The 18,367-nt window shown below is 72.7% G+C and carries 19 protein-coding genes; 8 read left to right on the top strand and 11 right to left on the bottom strand.

Features of this window, described 5'->3' with window-relative positions; all coding sequences use genetic code 11:
• Positions 1–22: 22 nt before the first annotated feature.
• Together recX and recA are read right to left on the bottom strand one after the other, a co-directional pair.
• Complete coding sequence (gene recX, locus ACV7NM_RS09080) at positions 23–580, bottom strand: recombination regulator RecX (RefSeq protein ID WP_463409823.1); 558 nt, start codon at positions 578–580, stop codon at positions 23–25.
• Between the two features lie 3 nt (positions 581–583).
• Entirely contained in the window at positions 584–1,702 is a 1,119-nt protein-coding gene (gene recA, locus ACV7NM_RS09085; RefSeq protein ID WP_463409824.1) for a recombinase RecA, read from the bottom strand.
• A gap of 324 nt (positions 1,703–2,026) precedes the next feature.
• On the opposite strand from recA, the gene ACV7NM_RS09090 reads away from it, so the two are divergent.
• A complete protein-coding gene (locus ACV7NM_RS09090) occupies positions 2,027–2,401 on the top strand; it encodes a VOC family protein (RefSeq protein ID WP_463409825.1) in 375 nt (124 codons plus the stop codon).
• Between the two features lie 83 nt (positions 2,402–2,484).
• Here the strand turns inward: ACV7NM_RS09090 and ACV7NM_RS09095 are convergent, their stop codons facing one another.
• Positions 2,485–3,354 (bottom strand): S1 family peptidase, encoded by an 870-nt coding sequence (locus ACV7NM_RS09095; protein WP_463409826.1) that lies wholly within the window; start codon positions 3,352–3,354, stop codon positions 2,485–2,487.
• A gap of 338 nt (positions 3,355–3,692) precedes the next feature.
• Here ACV7NM_RS09095 and ACV7NM_RS09100 point away from each other — a divergent pair, with 338 nt between their 5' ends.
• Together ACV7NM_RS09100 and ACV7NM_RS09105 are read left to right on the top strand one after the other, a co-directional pair.
• Positions 3,693–4,118, top strand: a complete 426-nt coding sequence (locus ACV7NM_RS09100) for a hypothetical protein (protein WP_463409827.1) — start codon at positions 3,693–3,695, stop codon at positions 4,116–4,118.
• A 161-nt stretch (positions 4,119–4,279) separates the two neighbouring features.
• Positions 4,280–5,023, top strand: a complete 744-nt coding sequence (locus ACV7NM_RS09105) for a Clp protease N-terminal domain-containing protein (protein ID WP_463409828.1) — start codon at positions 4,280–4,282, stop codon at positions 5,021–5,023.
• Here the strand turns inward: ACV7NM_RS09105 and ACV7NM_RS09110 are convergent.
• Both ACV7NM_RS09110 and ACV7NM_RS09115 read right to left on the bottom strand, forming a co-directional pair.
• Complete coding sequence (locus tag ACV7NM_RS09110) at positions 4,980–6,116, bottom strand: AI-2E family transporter (RefSeq protein ID WP_463413879.1); 1,137 nt, start codon at positions 6,114–6,116, stop codon at positions 4,980–4,982. The genes ACV7NM_RS09105 and ACV7NM_RS09110 overlap by 44 nt on opposite strands.
• Positions 6,117–6,357: 241 nt before the next feature.
• A complete protein-coding gene (locus ACV7NM_RS09115; RefSeq protein ID WP_136212524.1) occupies positions 6,358–6,552 on the bottom strand; it encodes a DUF3046 domain-containing protein in 195 nt (64 codons plus the stop codon).
• 80 nt (positions 6,553–6,632) lie between these two features.
• Here ACV7NM_RS09115 and ACV7NM_RS09120 point away from each other — a divergent pair, with 80 nt between their 5' ends.
• Positions 6,633–7,562: a hypothetical protein gene (locus ACV7NM_RS09120; RefSeq protein WP_463409829.1), complete on the top strand. Its 930-nt coding sequence runs from the start codon at positions 6,633–6,635 to the stop codon at positions 7,560–7,562.
• Between the two features lie 85 nt (positions 7,563–7,647).
• Here ACV7NM_RS09120 and ACV7NM_RS09125 read toward each other — a convergent pair whose 3' ends face one another.
• The 3 genes from ACV7NM_RS09125 to ACV7NM_RS09135 all read right to left on the bottom strand — a co-directional run bounded on the left by ACV7NM_RS09125 (position 7,648) and on the right by ACV7NM_RS09135 (position 9,676).
• Entirely contained in the window at positions 7,648–7,956 is a 309-nt protein-coding gene (locus ACV7NM_RS09125; RefSeq protein ID WP_463409830.1) for an AzlD domain-containing protein, read from the bottom strand.
• Positions 7,953–8,642 (bottom strand): AzlC family ABC transporter permease, encoded by a 690-nt coding sequence (locus ACV7NM_RS09130; protein WP_463413880.1) that lies wholly within the window; start codon positions 8,640–8,642, stop codon positions 7,953–7,955. Before ACV7NM_RS09130 ends, ACV7NM_RS09125 begins: the two co-directional genes overlap by 4 nt.
• 194 nt (positions 8,643–8,836) lie before the next feature.
• Complete coding sequence (locus ACV7NM_RS09135) at positions 8,837–9,676, bottom strand: AraC family transcriptional regulator (protein ID WP_463409831.1); 840 nt, start codon at positions 9,674–9,676, stop codon at positions 8,837–8,839.
• A gap of 80 nt (positions 9,677–9,756) precedes the next feature.
• Here ACV7NM_RS09135 and ACV7NM_RS09140 point away from each other — a divergent pair, with 80 nt between their 5' ends.
• The 4 genes from ACV7NM_RS09140 to ACV7NM_RS09155 all read left to right on the top strand — a co-directional run bounded on the left by ACV7NM_RS09140 (position 9,757) and on the right by ACV7NM_RS09155 (position 16,983).
• Positions 9,757–14,349, top strand: coding sequence for an ATP-dependent helicase (locus tag ACV7NM_RS09140; RefSeq protein WP_463409832.1), 4,593 nt, complete (start codon positions 9,757–9,759; stop codon positions 14,347–14,349).
• A 204-nt stretch (positions 14,350–14,553) separates the two neighbouring features.
• Positions 14,554–15,249 carry a hypothetical protein gene (locus ACV7NM_RS09145; protein ID WP_463409833.1) on the top strand — a complete coding sequence of 232 codons (696 nt, stop codon included), beginning with the start codon at positions 14,554–14,556 and terminating at the stop codon, positions 15,247–15,249.
• A gap of 129 nt (positions 15,250–15,378) precedes the next feature.
• Positions 15,379–16,182, top strand: a complete 804-nt coding sequence (locus ACV7NM_RS09150; RefSeq protein ID WP_463409834.1) for an Fpg/Nei family DNA glycosylase — start codon at positions 15,379–15,381, stop codon at positions 16,180–16,182.
• Positions 16,183–16,218: 36 nt separating this feature from the next.
• On the top strand, positions 16,219–16,983 hold the full coding sequence (locus ACV7NM_RS09155; RefSeq protein ID WP_463409835.1) for an SDR family NAD(P)-dependent oxidoreductase: 765 nt from the start codon (positions 16,219–16,221) through the stop codon (positions 16,981–16,983).
• On the opposite strand, the gene ACV7NM_RS09160 is transcribed toward ACV7NM_RS09155, so the two are convergent.
• The 3 genes from ACV7NM_RS09160 to ACV7NM_RS09170 all read right to left on the bottom strand — a co-directional run bounded on the left by ACV7NM_RS09160 (position 16,931) and on the right by ACV7NM_RS09170 (position 18,344).
• Positions 16,931–17,242 (bottom strand): hypothetical protein, encoded by a 312-nt coding sequence (locus ACV7NM_RS09160; protein ID WP_463409836.1) that lies wholly within the window; start codon positions 17,240–17,242, stop codon positions 16,931–16,933. The genes ACV7NM_RS09155 and ACV7NM_RS09160 overlap by 53 nt on opposite strands.
• A gap of 111 nt (positions 17,243–17,353) precedes the next feature.
• Positions 17,354–17,734, bottom strand: coding sequence for a helix-turn-helix domain-containing protein (locus tag ACV7NM_RS09165; RefSeq protein WP_136212514.1), 381 nt, complete (start codon positions 17,732–17,734; stop codon positions 17,354–17,356).
• 109 nt (positions 17,735–17,843) lie between these two features.
• Entirely contained in the window at positions 17,844–18,344 is a 501-nt protein-coding gene (locus tag ACV7NM_RS09170; protein ID WP_463413881.1) for a CinA family protein, read from the bottom strand.
• Positions 18,345–18,367 lie beyond the last annotated feature (23 nt).

Below are 18,367 nucleotides of genomic sequence, written 5' to 3' on the forward strand. Positions count from 1 at the left end.
CGCCGCGCCGGTGCCCCGGGGCTCAGTCCCCGGGGTATCCGTCCAGGTCCTCGCCCTCCGATTCCAGCGCGCGGCGGACCACCCGCAGGGCCATGCCCTCCGGGTACCCCTTGCGCGCCAGCATCCCGGCGAGGCGCCGAATCCGCTTGTCCCGCTCAAGGCCCCGGGTCGCCCGGAGCTTGCGCTCCACGAGCTCCCGGGCCGTCTGTTCCTCCTGGTCGGAGTCCAATTGTTCCAGGGCTTCCTGGACGAGCGTGGCGTGGACCCCCTTGGTCCGCAGTTCCTGGGCGAGCGCCCGGCGGGCAAGGCCGCGGCCCCGGTGGCGGGACTCGACCCAGGCACCGGCGAAGGCGGCGTCGTCGATCAGGCCCACCTCCTCGTACCGGGAGAGGACCTCCTGCGACACCTCTTCGGGGATGCCCCGCTTCTCCAGGGCGTCGGCGAGCTGGCGCCTGGTCCGGGGCATCCCGGTGAGCAGGCGCAAGCAGATCGCCCGCGCCTGCTCCTCGGGGCTCTGGGGCGGCAGCTCCTGACGGCCCTCCCGGCCGCTCTCCCTGTCGCCCCGTTCCCGCTCCCGCACGGGTCAGCTCTTGGCCACGGCGGCCTTGGCCGTCGTCTTGGCCTTCGACGCGGGGGCGGGCACGGCCGTGGCGTCGGCGGAAGCCTCCGCACCGGCCTCCGCGGCCGCGGCGTCCTTGCGCACGCCCACGCCCAACTTCTCCTTGATCTTCCGCTCGATCTCGTTGGCGAGATCCGGGTTGTCCTTGAGGAAGTTGCGGGCGTTCTCCTTGCCCTGACCCAGCTGGTCGCCCTCGTACGTGTACCAGGCACCGGCCTTGCGCACGAAGCCGTGCTCCACGCCCATGTCGATCAGGCCGCCCTCGCGGCTGATGCCCTGGCCGTAGAGGATGTCGAACTCGGCCTGCTTGAAGGGCGGCGCGACCTTGTTCTTGACAACCTTGACGCGGGTACGGTTGCCGACCGCGTCGGTGCCGTCCTTGAGGGTCTCGATACGACGGATGTCGAGGCGCACGGAGGCGTAGAACTTCAGCGCGCGACCACCGGTGGTGGTCTCGGGCGAGCCGAACATCACACCGATCTTCTCGCGGAGCTGGTTGATGAAGATCGCGGTGGTCTTCGACTGGTTGAGCGCGCCGGTGATCTTGCGGAGCGCCTGGCTCATCAGTCGGGCCTGGAGACCCACGTGGGAGTCGCCCATCTCACCCTCGATCTCCGCGCGCGGGACGAGCGCCGCGACGGAGTCGATGACGATCAGGTCGAGAGCGCCGGAGCGGACCAGCATGTCCACGATCTCCAGCGCCTGCTCGCCCGTGTCCGGCTGCGACAGGATGAGGTTGTCCGTGTCGACGCCGAGGGCCTTCGCGTACTCGGGGTCGAGCGCGTGCTCGGCGTCCACGAAGGCGACGGTGCCGCCGGCCTTCTGCGCGTTGGCCACGGCGTGGAGGGTCAGGGTCGTCTTACCGGAGGACTCCGGTCCGTACACCTCGATCACACGGCCGCGGGGCAGCCCGCCGACGCCGAGCGCGATGTCCAGCGCGGTCGACCCGGTGGGGATGACCTCGATGGGGTCGTTCGGCTTGTCGCCGAGGCGCATGACCGCACCCTTGCCGAATTGCCGTTCAATCTGTGCGAGCGCGGCGTCGAGAGCCTTCTCGCGGTCGGTGCCTGCCATGGGTTCCACCCGGTTTGCTTGAGTCGATCGCTTCACGCCATTGACGCTAACGCCTGCCACTGACAATGCGCTCCCACGCCCGGTTCGGCTGTGGATAACCCATGAGAATGCGTGTTCGATTTCCGTGTCAAGCCGGCCACGCCGAGGGCGACCGGATGGCCCAGGGGGCGGCGGGGCCACGCAGCACCGCGCATGCCCGCAGCTGCGGTGGGTACGACCCCCTCCGTGCACGGGCGCGGAAACGGTCGAGGCCTCGGACCGAGGCCACGGACCTACCCGTGGGCCCGAGGTGTGGCCCGAGGTGACGGGTCGAGGCGACGAGGGGTGTCGGAAGTGATTCGAAAGCTACAGGCGGTCGCGCTGGACTGCGCCGATCCGGTCCGGCTCGCGGAGTTCTACGCGGAACTCCTCGGTGGCCGGGTGGTCGCCGACCCGGACGACACCGACTGGTTCGAGGTGCACGGCTTCGAGGGAACGCCGCTCGCCTTCCAGCGGGTGGACGACCACCGACCGCCGCAGTGGCCGGGCGGGGAGCGCCCGCAGCAGATCCACCTGGACTTCGACGTGGACGACCTCGACGGGGAGGAGAAGCGGGCGCTCGCCCTCGGTGCGACCGTGTTGGAGCGGACGGACCAGCTCCGCCCGGAGGCCAACTGGCGGGTCTACGCGGACCCGGCCGGCCATCCGTTCTGCCTCTGCCTCCACTGACCGAGCCGTCACGGGCGTGGCGGGCCGTCGCCGGCCGGGGCGGCGCCGCCCCCTCGCGTGGGCGGTGGGGGCGGCGCGCGGGGTTACGGCTTGGGCAGGGTGCAGCCGGGGCGGGTGAGGTCGATCTTGTTGCCGGCGCCTATGCACGGGACGATGATGTAGGCCTCCTGGGCGTAGTTGATGCCCTCGCGGACCGTGACCACGCCGTTCTGGTCCACCTCGCACGGATTGTTGTCCGTGCAGCGCTCGCCGTTCTCGTTGCCCGTGTTGTTCACGGCGACGACCTTGCCGCTCGTGGTGTCGATCACCGGCGAGCCGGACGTCCCGCCGATGGTGTTGCACGACGAGGTGTAGCGGACCGAGTCCTTCCAGGTCCAGGCACCTTCCTTGAGGCGGTACGCGAACCCGTCGACGTCGCAGCTGTAGGTGCGCTTCCAGTAACCCGAGACCACCTTGATCGGCGTCCCCTGAACCGGGTGCGCGTCGTCGAGCGTCAGGGCGCTGATGCCGTACTGGCTCTGGATCTGCGCGTACGTCGAGGTCAGCTGGTAGATCGAGATGTCGGTGTCGGTCATCGTCGCGTAGGCGACCTTGCTCGCCCGCAACGTCGCCACCTTGCCGCCGTTGGCGTTGAGCAGTGAGAACGACCGGGTGGACCGCTGGTCCTTGATGACCTGGCCCGGCTCCGGGAAACCGGTCTCCAGGCAGTGCCCGTTGGACAGCACGAGCGCGGGGTCGGTCGGCTGCGAGCCGGGAGCGCGGACGACGGAGCCGGAGCAGTTGCTGAGCGCGACCGTCCCCGCGTAGTTGACCGTGACGGCCTGCGCGGCCCGATCCCGTGCGGCGGCCGGTGCCTGCGGGGCCGCGTCCCGGGGTACGGAGGCCACGGCCGGGGCCGCTCCCGCTCCGATCAGCAGCAGGGAGAGCACGGCGCCGGCGAGAGGCTTGTTCATGTGGGGGTTCCCCTCTTGTGACGATGCAACCGAAGATCCTCCGGTTGTCATGCGCATTGTTGGGATGTCGAGCCCCAACCCACAAGAGGGCATGGCCGGTTGGCGAAAGCCGCTATCACCCCGACAGTTGACCGCCTGCCGGCCGAAACCGCCCCCCTGACCGTCCCCCGCACCGCCCCCAACTGCCGCAAGGGGCCCATCCGGTCACGAACGGGGGCGGGAGCGGCATACCCGCCCCCATGGGTCCCCGACCGGACCCGGGCCCCGACTCCCCCGCGCCCATGGATACTCTGCGGTGCCCCCGAGACCGAGGGCGTTCATTCCGCTTTGGAGGAACCATGGCCATCAAGAAGGCCACGATCCAGCAGCAGGTGGCCGAGGCCATCGCCCAGATCAACCCTGCCGACCGGCCCATCGTCACGATCCAGGCCATCGCCGGCCCCAGCGTCTGGCTGATGAGCATGCTCGGTCTGATCGGCCAGATGTTCCTCACCTACTACTTCGTCACCGTGACCGAGCAGGCCGTGGTCCTGCACAAGGCGAGCCGGATGAGCAACCGGCCGCAGGAGATCGTCTTCGCCATACCGCCGGCCCAGGCCGTCGGCGCGGTCACCGAGATCAAGCGCAACGCCGTCTGGAGCTCGTTCCGCTTCCAGCTCCCGGGCCAGGAGCGGCCGACCCGGATGAACGTGCACCGCCTCTGGCGCAACGAGATGGACCAGCTCCTGGGCCTGCTGACGACCCAGGGGCAGCCGGTCGCCTGACACTGCCGCACCGGTGGCCGGATCTCGCTCCCACAGGGTCGGGGTCCGGTCACTGGACACGCACGGAGAAAGCCGACTCCGGTGACAACCTTGGGTTGACACTCTTCCGAGTGTCAACCTACGGTTGCGTCATGACGAACCCATCAGCGGAACCAGTTCGCATGACCAGTCCGGTACGCCTCGACGACCTGATCGAGGCGATCAAGAAGGTCCACCCCGACACGCTGGAACAGCTCAGCGGAGCCGTCGTGGCCGCCGAGCACCTCGGTGACGTCGCCGACCACCTCATCGGCCACTTCGTCGACCAGGCCCGCCGCTCCGGCGCCTCCTGGACCGACATCGGCCGCAGCATGGGCGTCACCCGCCAGGCCGCCCAGAAGCGCTTCGTCCCCAAGGCCGACAAGGCCGGGGGCGACGGCGGCGAGGGCACCGGGATCGATCCGGCGCAGGGCTTCGCCCGCTTCACCCCCCGCGCCCGGGGCGTAGTCGTGGCCTCGCAGAACGAGGCCCGCGCCGGCCGCAGCACCGAGATCCGCACCGAACACCTGGTGCTGGGCCTGCTCGCCGAGCCCGAGGGACTCGCCGCGCTCGTCCTGAACGGGCACCACGTCAGCGAGGACGCCGTGCGCGCCGCGGTCGCCGCGGTCCTGCCGGAGCCCGCGGACCCGGCCGAGTTGCCCGCCCTGATCCCCTTCGACGCGGGCGCCAAGAAGGCCTTGGAGCTGACGTTCCGCGAGGCCCTGCGCCTGGGTCACGCCTACGTCGGCACCGAGCACGTGCTGCTCGCCCTCCTCGAACTCGAGAACGGGCAGGGTGTGCTCAGCGGCCTCGGTCTGGAGAAGGCCGCCGTCGAGGCGACCGTCACCGACGCCCTGGCAGCGATCGTCGACGGGACGCGGGAGTAGCGGAGCCGGCGTCGGCCGCCCGGCCCCCGCCGTCCCGTCCCCCGCCGTCGGACGTGTCGGCGCCCTCCGTCAGCTCGTAGCGCTTCACGTACGCCCCGAGGAAGGCCTGGAGCGTGGCGACGGCCGGGATCGCGATGAGCGCCCCGACCGCTCCCAGCAGGGCGGTGCCCGCGATGACCGAGCCGAAGGCGACCGCCGGGTGGATGTCCACCGTCTTCGCGGTCAGCTTGGGCTGGAGCACGTAGTTCTCGAACTGCTGGTAGATCACCACGAATCCGAGCACGTACAGCGCGTACCAGGGGTCGACCGTGAAGGCGATCAGCATGGGCAGCGCGCCCGCCAGATAGGTGCCGATGGTGGGGACGAACTGCGACACCAGACCCACCCACACGGCGAGCGCGGGCGCGTACGGCACGTTCAGGACGGCGAACACCACGTAGTGGGCGACGCCGGAGATCAGCGCCATCAGGCCGCGCGAGTACAGGTACCCGCCCGTCTTCGCGACGGCGATCTCCCAGGCGCGCAGCACCTCCGACTGCTTGGCGGGCGGCAGTACGGAGCACAGCGCGCGCCGCAGCCGCGGGCCGTCCGCGGCGAAGTAGAAGGAGAACAGTCCGACGGTCAGCAGCTTGAACAGGCCGCCGAGCACGGTGGCGGAGACGTCGAGCACTCCGCTCGCGCTGTTGCGCACGTACTTCTGCAGCCAGTCCGAGTGCAGCAGGCTGTCCTGGATCTCCAGCCGGGACAGATCGGTGTGGAACGTCGTGTTGACCGTTCTGATCACGGAGTCGAGGTAGCGGGGGAAGCCCTCCACCATGTCGACGATCTGCCCGGCGAGCATCGAGCCGAGCAGCGCCACGAATCCGGCGGCCGCGACGAACACCCCGAGGAACACCAGGAAGGTGGCGAGGCCGCGGCGCATGCCGCGGGCCGCCATCCGGGACACGGCGGGTTCGACGGCGAGCGCGAGGAAGAAGGCGATCAGGATGTTGACGAGCAGCCCGATCAGCTGGTGGAAGGCCCAGCTGCCGAGCTGGAAGCAGGCGACGAGGGCCAGTACGAGGATCACCGCGCGGGGCAGCCAGCGCGGCATCCGGGCCCCGGCCGCCGCACCGGCCTGAGCCACCGGTCCGGTGGCTGGGGCCGACTGTGTGACGGAGCCGTCACCGGCCCGTCCGCCGTGCTCGGTTCGTTCGGTTCGTTCGGTTCCTTCGCTTCGTTCGGGTCGTTCGGGCTCTTCCGGTCGCTCGGGCTGTAGGGGGGTCGTCTCTTCAGTCGCTGCCACGCACCCCAGTCTGACCCACGCCGTACGGCGGCGGGGCGGGCCGGCCCGGTCAGCGCCGCGAGGCGGGCACGTCCATCGCCGAACACACCGCGCGCCACACGTCCTTGGCCTCCCAGCCGGCTTCCAGCGCCTGGTACACGGTGCGCCCGCCGAGCTCCGTCATGACGTGGTCACGCGCGAAGGAGTCCGCGTAGGCCGCCCCGAAGTGCTCGGCCATCCGCTCCCAGAAAATCGTCAACCGCATGCCACCAGTATCGCGCCCCGGAGAGTGCACCGGCCGCGTTCGCACCCCCGACCGCGCATCCGGCGCCCTACGGTTCCGACATGCCTGGAGACGAAGCCGCGTCGGCCGCGCCGACCCCGCTCGCCCGCGCCGAGCGGTTCATCTGGCTCACGGCGCGGGTGCTGGAGCAACACCGGTTCGCGTACCACTTCCTCGGCGGCGACCCCGACGCCGTGGACCGCGCCCTGGAGGCGTACCTGGGCGTCGACGGTGGTTACGGGCACGCGCTCGACCCGGATCTGCGCGGACCGCTGAGCCGGCCGCCGCACGCCGCGTACGCCCTTCAGGTGCTGGATGCCCTCGGCCGCTGCGGGGGCCGGCGGGTTGATCGGCTCTGCACCCACCTGGCCGCGGCCTCCACTCCCGACGGCGCGCTCCCGGCGGTGTTCCCCGCGGGGGACGACCGGCCGACGGCCCCGTACCAGCCGCCGTACGACGATCCGCCGAGCACGCTGCTGACCACCGGCCCGGTCGTCGGCGCGCTGCACCGCAACCGGGTCTGGCACGCCTGGCTGTTCCGGGCCACCGACTTCTGCTGGGACCGCGTCGAGACGCTGCGCCACTGGCACCCGTACGAGGTCCAGGGCGCGGTGGCATTCCTCGACGGCGTGCCCGACCGGAGCCGGGCGGCGGCGGCCGCGGACCGGCTGGGGCGGCTGGTGCGCGAGCGGCACCTGGTGGTGCTCGATCCGGCGCGCCGGGACGCGTACCCGACGGCTCCCGGGTACGCGTCGGGCGAGCAGCTGTTCCCGTACGACCTCGCGCGCCGCCCCGAGTCGTCGGCCAGGGGCTGGTTCACGGACGCGGAGATGAGCCGGTCCCTGGACTTCCTCGCCGCCCGGCAGCAGCCGGACGGGGGCTGGCCGGTGCCCCGCGGGGCCTCGGCTCCCGGCAACTCCCCGGAGCGGCGCCCGATCGCCACACTGGAGGCGCTCCTGACGCTCCGCGCCTACGGCCGGCTCCCGGCCTGATCCCCTACGCCTGATCCCCAACGCCTGACCGTCTACCGCTTGAACGCCCACGCCCGGCCTCCCACGCCCGGCCCTCCGTGGCGGGTTAGCCGCCCATGGCCCGCAGACCGGCCGTGACGAGGACCGCCGCGCCGACCACGACGAGGAACGGGGCGCGCAGCAGCAGCGCGAGCGCGGCGGCGGCCAGCCCCGCGGCGCGGGCGTCGAGTACGAGCTCGTGGCCGGTGCTGAAGGTCTGCTGGGCGGTGAGGGCCGCGAGCAGGGCGACGGGCAGCAGCGCGGACAGCTTGCGCACGGCCGGCCGCTCCAGGGCTCCGGCGGGCACGAGCTGCCCGGCGAGCTTGACGGCGTAGCAGCCGACGACGGTCAGCCCGATGGCGATCCAGACGTTCACGAGCGGCGTCCCTTCATCCACACCACGGCGGGGGCGGCCAGCGCCGCGACCAGCACGGGCACCCCGGAGGGCAGTACGGGCAGCAGGCCGAGACCGAGGACGAGCGCGAGGCCCGCGACGGCCCGCTCGGTGGAGCTCTTGAGCATGGGGGCGAGCAGGGCGAGGAAGACGGCGGGCCCGGCGGCGTCCAGACCCCAGACGGTGGTGTCGCCGATGGCCTCGGCGCCGAGCGCGCCGAGCAGGGTGGTGAGGTTCCACAGCACATACAGGCTCAGGCCGGTCACCGTGAATCCGAGCCGCGCCGACTTGCGGCCGGGCTGGGCGAGGGCGACGGCGGTCGTCTCGTCGATGACCCAGTGCGCGGCGAGGGGCCGGACGGCCTTCGGCAGGGCGAGCAGCTGGGACAGCCGCAGTCCGTAGAAGGCGTTGCGGGTCCCGAGGAAGAAGGCGCCGGCGGCGGCGGTGAACGGGTTCCCGCCCGCGGCGAGGGCGCCGACCAGCGCGAACTGCGAGGCGCCGGTGAAGACCAGCAGGCTCAGTACGCAGGCCTGGAGCACGCTGACTCCGGACCCGGCGGCGGTCACCCCGAACGCGAATCCCGACAGGCCGACGGCCACCCCGACGCCGAGGGCGTCTCGTACGACGGCTGCGCGCGGCCGCTCGACCCCCTGGGGGGCCTCTTGCATCACCATCTGATGTTCTCCCACGCGGTGACGCTATGCGCGGGGCCGGAGAGCGGTCTTGTACGTTCTTGCGCCCGTGGCCTGCGGCGCTCCAGGGGCCGGCGGCCCGCGGGACAGCCGTGGCCTGTGGGGCCGGGACGCCCGGGGCGCCCGGGACGCCCGGGGCCCGCAGGACATCCGGGGCAGGCCGGGCTGGGTCAGGAGGGGGGTCTGCGTTCCCTCCGGTAGGCGCCCGGCGGGACCCCGACGATCCGGGTGAAGTGCCGGTTCAGGTGCGGCTGGTCGGTGAAGCCGACGGCGACGGCCGCCTCCGCGGGCGGGGTGCCCGCGTCCAGCAGTCGGCGGGCGCGCCGCACCCGGGCGTCGGTCAGCCAGGTGTGCGGCGGCATCCCGTACCGCTCCCTGAAGGCCCGCAGCAGGGCGAACGGGCTCGTCCCCAGCTCCCCCGCGAGTTGCTCCAGCGACGGCGGCTCCGCGATCCGTTCCTCCAGTACGGCCTTGGCCCGCTCCGCGTCGGCGCCGCCCGCACGACGCACCGTACGGGCCGGCAGTGGTCCGGCGTGCCGGGTCAGCATCCGCGCCACGACACCGCGCAGCAACGTGTCCGCGGCCAGCGCGTTCCCGGTCTCGGCGGCCCGGTGCACCTCGGCGATCACCCGCGAGGCCTGTGCGTCGGGGACCATGTCGGCGGTGAAGCCGGGGGTCCCTCGCAGGGTGCCGATCTCGGCGGCGACCTCGGTGATCAGCGCGCGGGACGGGTAGAGGGTGGCGTACGCCCAGCCCTCGGGGACCCCGGCGCGTGCGGTGTGCGCCACCTCCGGATTGATCAGGACCACGCTGCCCGGGCCGGCGCGCAGGGTGCCCGCCGGCAGCCCGATCTCCTCGACCCCGCCGGTGACGGCCGCGATGACGTACCCGTCGTGGGCGTGGCGCGGGAAGGTGTGGCGTACGTAGTGGGCGCGCAGCAGGTCCAGCCCGGGCAGCTCCGGGTACCGCCAGTGCCGCGCCCACTCCCGGCGGCCGTCGTCCGTCCCCATTCCTCCATTCTGCATCCCGGTCCGTCGGCGCGTTTACGCAGGTCCGGCCGGTTGTCAGTGGTCGGGTGCACGATGGGGGCATGTTCGGTAGCGCGCTCGATTCGTTCTCCCCCGCGACCCGCTCGTGGTTCTCGGGGGCCTTCGTCATGCCGACGTCCGCCCAGGAGGGAGCCTGGCGGGCGATCGGTGCGGGCTCGGACGTCCTGGTCGTGGCGCCCACCGGCTCCGGCAAGACCCTGGCCGCGTTCCTCGCGGCCCTCGACCAGCTGGCGTCCACCCCGCCGCCGGCCGAGCCGAAGAAGCGCTGCCGGGTGCTGTACGTGTCGCCACTCAAGGCCCTGGCCGTCGACGTGGAGCGCAATCTGCGCAGTCCGCTGACCGGCATCCGGCAGGAGTCGGTCCGTCTGGGTCTGCCCGAGCCGGAGATCCGCGTGGGCATCCGCTCGGGGGACACCCCGCCCGCCGAGCGCCGGGCGCTGGTGACGCGGCCGCCGGACATCCTGATCACCACCCCGGAGTCGCTGTTCCTGATGTTGACGTCGGCGGCGCGCGACGCCCTCGCCGGCGTTGAGACGGTGATCTTGGACGAGGTGCACGCCGTCGCGGGCACCAAGCGCGGCGCGCACCTGGCGCTGTCGCTGGAGCGGCTGGACGAGCTGCTGCCCCGGCCGGCGCGCCGGATCGGCCTGTCGGCGACGGTCCGGCCGGTGGAAGAGGTGGCCCGCTACCTCGCGCCGCGCGGGAAGGTCGAGATCGTCCAGCCGCCGTCGACGAAGGAGTTCGACCTGTCGGTGGTCGTCCCGGTCGAGGACATGGGCGAGTTGGGCGGCTCCCCGGCGACGGAAGGGCGGGAGGGCGGGGACAAGCCCTCCATCTGGCCCCATGTGGAGGAGCGGATCGCCGATCTCGTGCAGGCCCACCGGTCCACGATCGTGTTCGCCAACTCCCGGCGGCTCGCGGAGCGGCTGTGCAACCGGCTCAACGAGATCGCGTACGAGCGGGCGATGGGCGAGAAGCTGCCCGAGGGGTCGTCGCCGGCCGAGATCATGGCGCAGTCGGGGGCCGCGCAGGGCGCCCCGCCGCTGCTGGCCCGCGCGCACCACGGCTCGGTGTCCAAGGAGCAGCGGGCACTGGTGGAAGAGGACCTGAAGGCGGGCCGGCTGCCCGCCGTGGTCGCGACGTCCAGCCTGGAGCTGGGCATCGACATGGGCGCGGTGGACCTGGTGGTGCAGGTGGAGTCGCCGCCCTCGGTGGCGTCGGGACTCCAGCGCGTCGGCAGGGCCGGCCACCAGGTGGGCGCGGTCTCCACCGGTGTGGTGTTCCCCAAGTACCGGGGGGATTTGGTGCAGGCCGCCGTGGTGACCGAGCGGATGCGTACGGGGTCGATCGAGTCCCTGCGCATCCCCTCCAATCCGCTGGACGTCCTGGCCCAACAGTTGGTCGCGATGACAGCGATGGACACCTGGCAGTTGGACGACCTGCTGGCCTTGGTGCGCCGGGCCGCGTCCTTCGCGGCGCTGCCGGAGTCGGCGTTCACCTCCGTGCTGGACATGCTGGCCGGCCGCTACCCGTCGGACGCGTTCGCCGAGCTCAGGCCCCGAGTCGTGTGGGACCGGGTGGCGGGGACGATCACCGGCCGGCCGGGGGCCCAGCGCCTCGCGGTGACCTCGGGCGGCACCATCCCGGACCGCGGCCTGTTCGGCGTCTTCCTCGCGGGGGCCGATCCGAAGAAGGGCGGCGGCCGGGTCGGCGAGCTCGACGAGGAGATGGTCTACGAGTCCCGGGTGGGGGACGTGTTCACCCTGGGCACCAGCTCATGGCGCATCGAGGACATCACGCGGGACCGCGTCCTGGTCTCCCCGGCGCCCGGGGTTCCGGGGCGGCTGCCGTTCTGGAAGGGCGACCAGCTCGGCCGTCCCCTCGAACTGGGCCGGGCGGTCGGCGCGTTCCTGCGCGAGCTCGGCGGCCTCACCCAGGAGGACGCCCGGCTGCGGCTGTTGGCGGCCGGGCTCGACGCCTGGGCCGCGGAGAACGTCCTCTCCTACCTCGCCGAGCAGCGCGAGGCCTGCGGCCACGTACCGGACGACCGGACGATCGTGGTCGAGCGGTTCCGGGACGAGCTGGGCGACTGGCGGGTCGTGGTCCACTCCCCCTTCGGCGCGCAGGTGCACGCCCCGTGGGCGCTGGCCCTCGGGGCCCGCCTGGCGGAGCGGTACGGGATGGACGCCCAGGTCATGCACGCGGACGACGGCATCGTGCTGCGCCTGCCGGACGCGGACCTGCTGTCCATGGACCTGCTCGACCACGATCCGGCGGCCCCCGCGCAGACCTTCGAGTTCGATGACGAACAGGCCCCGCTGGGCGCGGCGGACGTCGCCTTCGACCAAGGCGACGTCCAACAGATCGTCACCGACCAGGTCGGCGGCTCGGCCCTGTTCGCCTCCCGGTTCCGCGAGTGCGCGGCGCGCGCGCTGTTGCTGCCGCGCCGTAATCCCGGCAAGCGCACACCGCTGTGGCAGCAGCGCCAGCGCGCCTCCCAACTGCTACAGGTGGCATCGGAGTTCGGCTCCTTCCCGATCGTCCTGGAAGCCGTACGGGAATGCCTCCAGGACGTCTTCGACGTACCGGGCCTGACGGAGCTCATGGGGGACATCGAGGCGCGGCGGGTCCGGCTGGTCGAGGTCACCACGCCGGAGCCGTCCCCGTTCGCGCGTTCGCTGCTGTTCGGTTACGTGGCCCAGTTCCTCTACGAGGGGGACTCGCCGCTGGCCGAGCGCAGGGCGGCGGCGCTGTCACTGGACTCCCGGCTGCTGGCGGAGCTGCTCGGCCAGGCGGAGCTGCGTGAACTGCTGGACGCCGAGGTACTGGAGGAGCTGGAGCGCGAACTCCAGTGGCTCACGGAGGACCGCCGGGCCAAGGACGTCGAGTCGGTGGCGGACCTGCTGCGCATGCTGGGCCCGCTGACCGACGGTGAGCTGGCCGAGCGCGGGGCGCAGCCGTCCTGGGCCGGTGAACTCGCCGCCGCGCGGCGGGCGATCCGGGTCCGCGTCGGCGGCGCCGACCACTGGGCGGCGATCGAGGACGCGGGTCGGTTGAGGGACGCGCTGGGCACCGCGCTGCCCGTCGGGGTCCCGGAGGCCTTCACCGAACCGGTCAAGGACCCGCTCGGGGACCTCCTGGCCCGGTACGCCCGGACCCACGGTCCGTTCACCACGACCGCCGTGGCCGACCGTTTCGGCCTGGGCACGGCGGTCACGGAAGGCGCCCTGCACCGGCTGGCCGCGGCGGGCCGGGTGGTGCAGGGCGAGTTCCACCCCGCGGGCATCGGACAGGAGTGGTGCGACGCGGCGGTGTTGCGCAGGTTGCGCCGACGCTCGCTCGCGGCCCTGCGGCAGGAGCTGGAGCCGGTGCCTCCGGCCTCGCTGGCCACCTTCCTGCCGCAGTGGCAGCACCTGGGCGGCGCCCTGCGCGGGATCGACGGCCTGGCCCGGGCGATCGAGCAGCTCCAGGGGGCGCCGGTGCCGGCCTCGGCCCTGGAGCGGCTGATCCTGCCCTCTCGGGTCTCGGGCTACTCCCCCGCCCTGCTGGACGAACTGACCACCACGGGAGAGGTGATCTGGGCCGGGGCCGGAGCCCTCCCCGGCAAGGACGGCTGGGTCTCGCTCTACCTGGCGGAGGCGGCGCCCCTGCTGCTGCCACCGGCCCATCCGCTGGAGCCGACGCCGCTGCACCAGGCGATCCTCGACACGCTCTCGGGCGGGTACGGCCTGTTCTTCCGCCAGGTGGTGGAGTCGGTGCGGGCGAAGTGGCCGGAGGCGTCCGATCTCCAGCTCTCCGAGGCGCTCTGGGACCTGGCCTGGTCGGGGAGGCTGACGAACGACACCCTGGCGCCGCTGCGCTCGCTGCTGGGATCGGGCCGCACGGCGGGTTCCACCGCGCACCGGGCGCGCCGTACCGTCCCGCGCGGCCGCTACGGCACCCTGAGCGCGACGGTGTCCCGCACCGGCCCACCCACGGTCTCCGGCCGCTGGTCGCTGCTGCCCGGCCAGGCCCCGGACCCGACCCACCGGGCGCACGCCCTGGCCCGGACCCTGCTGGACCGGCACGGCGTGGTGACCCGGGGCGCGGTGGCCGCGGAGGGCGTGCAGGGCGGTTTCAGCGCCGTCTACCGGGTGCTGTCGGCGTTCGAGGACAGCGGGCAGGCCCGGCGGGGTTATGTCGTCGAGGGTCTGGGCGCGGCCCAGTTCGCGATGGACGGCGCGGTGGACCGGTTGCGCGCGGCGGAGCGGACCCCGCCGCCGCTGGCCGCCGTGGTGCTGGCCGCCGCCGACCCTGCGAACGCGTACGGCGCGGCCCTGCCCTGGCCGGAGCCGCCGGACGGGGCCACGCACAAGCCCGGCCGCAAGGCCGGCTCCCTGGTGGTCCTGGTCGACGGGGAACTCGTCCTCTACCTGGAGCGCGGCGGCAAGACCCTGCTCGCCTGGCCCGACGCCCAGGAGCCCCGCCTGGAGGCGGCCGTGGCGTCGCTGGCCGCGGCCTGCCGTGCGGGCACCGTCCCGCCCCTGACGGTCGAGCGGATCAACGCGGCGCCCGCACTGACCTCGGCGCTGGGCCGTTCCCTGGAAGCGGCGGGCTTCCACGCCACCCCGCGCGGCCTGCGCCTGAGGCCGTGACACGACCACGCCGACGGCCGGCCCGGGCGTCCGTCGCGGGGGCCCGTTCCGGCCCGACGATTCCGCTTATGTTGCGCTTATGTCCTGAGCCCGTCACGAAGGGCGCCGAGTGCGCGGCCGCCCGCTCCCCCGCGCCTAAGATCACCAGTGGCATCGGGATTGACGATGCGCAGTCAAACACATAGTCCATGGGGGACCTGAGAAGTGAGCACCACAACCATGCGCAGGACCGCCCTCGGCACCATCGGCCTGGCGGTCACCGCCACCCTGACGCTGAGCGGCTGCAAGAGCGGCAACGAGGACGCGGCCCCGGCGGCGCCCAGCTCGGCCGCACCCGGCTCGCCCACGGCCTCCTCGCCCGCGGCCGGCTACGCCCAGCCCAGTACCGCAGGCAGCCCGTCGGCCGCCGGCAGCGCGGCGCCGGCCGGCGCCGGGGGCACGGCCAAGCCGGGGCAGAGCTTCAAGATCGGCGAGGCGGCGACGGTCCCGTTCACCTACGGAACCACCACCAGCGGCACGATCGCCCTCACCGTGACCTCCGTCGAGCAGGGCCAGGCGGCGGACCTGGACTCGCTGAAGCTCGGCGACAAGGTGAAGGGGATGGTCCCCTACTACGTCCACTACACGGTGAAGAACGTCGGCAACACCGACCTCGCGTACGCCTCGGTCGGCCACATGAAGGGCCTGCTCCCGGACGGCAGTGAGGCCCAGGGGGTCTCCGTCATCGGCACGTTCGAGAAGTGCAAGGACGAGTCGCTGCCCAAGGGCTTCACCAACGGCCAGTCGCAGAGCAACTGCGTGATCGCCCTGGCGCCTTCGGCCCAGGTGAAGGTGGTCGGCGGAGAGTACTGGGGCGAGCCGTACAGCACCGTGGGCAACAAGGCCCTCACCTGGAAGTAGTCACCGCAGCAGGCACCACCGGCCCCCGCGCGGACACCCCGCCGCGGGGGCTCCGGCGTTTCACGGCGGCCACGGCACCGGCGCCCGGGCCTCCCCGCGCGGACCGGCGCCCGGAGCGACAATGGGGCCATGCCCGAAGGAGACAGCGTCTGGCGCGCCGCGACCCGGCTCCACGCCGCCTTGGCCGGCCACGAGATCACCCGCAGCGACCTGCGCGTCCCGCGCCTGGCCACCGTGGACCTCACCGGCCGCACCACCTTGAACGTGATCCCTCGCGGCAAACACCTGCTCACCCGTATCGACGGCGACGGCGGCCTCACCCTCCACAGCCACCTCCGCATGGACGGTGCCTGGCACGTCTTCCCCACCGGACGGAAGTGGCACGGCGGTCCCGGCTACGAGATCCGCGCCATCCTCGGCACCGCCTCCGACACCGCCGTCGGCTACCGCCTCCCCGTCCTCGAACTCCTGCACACCGCCGACGAGGACAAGGTCGTCGGCCACCTCGGCCCCGACCTCCTCGGCCCGGACTGGGACCCCGCCAAAGCCGCGGCGAACCTGCTGGCGCAGCCCGAACGCCCCTTGGGCGAAGCCCTGCTCGACCAGCGCAACCTAGCCGGCATCGGCAACGTGTACATGTGTGAGCTCTGCTTCCTCGCCCAGGTCACCCCCTGGACCCCGGTCGGCGCGCTCCCGGATCCCGAGGTCACCACCGTCCGCCTGGTCGGCGCCGCCCAGCGCCTCCTCGCGGCCAACCTCGGTTCCGGCGAGACCCGCAACACAACCGGCAGCCGCCGCCGGGGCCAGGCCCTCTTCGTCTACGGGCGCGCCCCGCACGGCTGCCTGCGCTGCGGCACCCCGGTACGCCGCTTCGTGAAGGAGGACCGCCCCACGTACTGGTGCCCCCGCTGCCAATCCGGCCCCACCCCATAGTTGACGATCCGTCAGATTCGGTCGTACCGTCCGGGCATGCCCACAGCCCCGTACGACCTCACCGGCCGCACCGCGCTCGTCACCGGCGCCGCGAGCGGGATCGGCCGTGCCACCGCCGTACTCCTCGCCCGGGCCGGCGCGGCCGTGCACTGCGCCGACCGCGACGCGGCCGGCCTGGGCGAGACCGCCCGCCTGGTCACGGAAGCCGGCGGAGAGGCCGCCACCCACACCCTCGACGTGACCGACCGCGCCGCGCTGCGGGAGGCCGTCGAGGCCACGGGCCCGCTCGACATCACCGCCGCCATCGCCGGGATCATGCACACCGGCAGCGTCCTGGACACCTCCGACGAGGACCTCGACCGGGTCCTGGACATCAACTTCAAGGGCGTCCTGCGTACCTGCCAGGAGGCCGTCCGCGCCATGATCGCCGCCGGCCGTCCCGGTTCGGTCGTCACCATGGCCTCCGGCGCCGTGGACGCCGCCCAGCCGGGCCTGCTCTGCTACAGCGCCGCCAAAGCGGCCGTCGTCCAGCTGACCAAGACCCTGGCCACCGAGGTCGGCCCGCACGGCATTCGCGTCAACGCCGTCGCGCCGGGCTGGGTCCGCACCCCCATGACCGGCCGCCACAGCGCCGAGGAACTGGAGCGGACCGAGGCCGCGATGATCCGGATGTCACCGCTGCGCCGGGTCGGCGAGCCCGAGGACATCGCCCAGGCGGTGCTCTACCTCGCCTCGGACGCCTCGTCCTTCATGACGGGCCAGATCCTTCGCCCGAACGGGGGGGTATCGATGCCCTGGTGAACGACGCCCTGCCGAGTGACGCGCCCTCGGCCGCCGGCCGCCGGCGTCCGCGCGCCGGTCCGGGCACACAGTGCACGGGAAGAAGCCCGAGCCCCCATCCGCCGACGGCCACGGCTCCCTCGACGGGTCCCGCGTCCGCGGGCTCCAGCGCCAGCCGCAGTACGGCCCACCACCAGAGCACCCCGGCCGTCAGCACGACGGGTATGAGTAGCCACCGCACGGCCGCCTCCCAGGAGGGCCGGAATCCGGACGGGCCCATCCTCCCGCACCGCCCCCGCCGCCGCACCCAGAACGGCAAGAAGCCCCGTCCGATGCCTCACGCACCGGCCGGGGCTCCGGCCACACTCATACGCGCTTCACGCGCTCGCCTTCACGCGGCTACGACGTTCACCGCTTCCACGGGCGCCTTGATGGTCACCCGCTCCGTGGTGCCCGCGACCGAGGCCACGGATACCGAGTTGAGCATCGGGCGCACCGGTGCCGGCACCGGTTCGCTTGCCGCGGCCGACTGCGCAAGCTCCGCCAGCGACAGCTCGTCACTGACTTCGCGCATCAGCTCGGACATCCGTACGTCCAACGCGTCGCAGATCGCGGAGAGCAGCTCGGAGGATGCCTCCTTCTGCCCCCGCTCCACCTCGGAGAGATAGCCGAGAGAAACTCGGGCGGACGAGGAGACTTCGCGCAGAGTACGGCCCTGGCGCTGGCGCTGCCGACGCAGCACGTCACCCAGCAGGCGACGGAGCAGAATCATCGGTGGCTCCCTCCTCTGACCGTGTAGCCGTAACCTTCACGCCCCACCGTACCGCCTCGCGCCGCGGCCGTGCGGGGAGCGATGTCGTGTTCACTCAGGGCTGCAAACATCAAATCCCCCCGTTCTGTTCCGTATCCTGCCCCCGCAGATTCTCGCGGAGTTCGCTCGAGAGGAGTTCGAGCACTGTCCGTGCACTCTCCCTACGGATTTCCGTCCGGGAGCCGTTCAACCGCAGCCGGGCCGTTTTCCTGACCCCCGGGCCGGCAACGGCGACGAAAACTGTCCCCACCGGCTGCCCGTCCTGGGGGTCGGGACCGGCCACCCCGGTCGTCGCGATCCCCCACGAAGCCCCCAGTGCCCGCCGCACCCCGGCCGCCATTTCCCCCGCGACCTGCGCGTTCACCGCCCCTTCGGCGGCCAGCAGCGCCGCGTCCACCCCCAGGAGCCGGTGCTTGAGCTCGGTCGCGTACGCGGTCACCGAGCCGCGGAAGGATTGCGAGGCCCCCGGTACGGCCGTGAGCTCCGCGGCGACCAGTCCACCGGTCAGGGACTCCGCCACGGCGAGGGTCTGGTCACTCTGCGCGAGCAGCCGCAGTACGGCAACGGCCACCTCCGCCGTCCCGTCCGGCGAGC

It is taken from the genome of Streptomyces sp. Tek67B01, assembly GCF_055231995.1.